The 419-nt window shown below is 36.8% G+C and carries 1 protein-coding gene; it reads left to right on the forward strand.

What is annotated here, in order from left to right:
• Positions 1–419: polysaccharide lyase family 7 protein (locus DZ60_RS0122105; protein ID WP_025744159.1), on the forward strand; the 419-nt coding region annotated here is incomplete at both ends.

Raw genomic sequence — 419 nt, forward strand, 5'->3', positions numbered from 1 at the left:
TTAGATGTACGTGTTAGAGCAGTACACTTACCAGTAGAGAAGCCAGAAGTATCCATGGTACAGATTCATGGTCCTGATGATGAGCCACTAAGAGTTGAATACAGAGCAGATGATCAAGGGTTACATGTAGTGCAAAATGAAGATAGTACTGCAGAATATGTATTGCCATATTCTTTAGGTCAACAATTGCGTGTTACTGTAATTGTTAATAATGGAAATATTACTTGTGAAATCATTAATGAAGATACAGGAGATTCTTGGGATGATACTTGGGAAGCTGAGGATTCTACAGGGTACTTTAAAGTTGGATGTTATACACAATCAACGATGTTCCTAGAAGATTGTAAGTCAGGAGAAGGGTATTCTAATGAGTCACCATCAGCATATGGTTTAGTTGCTGTAAAAGATTTGTCATTACA

Source organism: Aquimarina pacifica, assembly GCF_000520955.1.
GTDB lineage: Bacteria > Bacteroidota > Bacteroidia > Flavobacteriales > Flavobacteriaceae > Aquimarina > Aquimarina pacifica.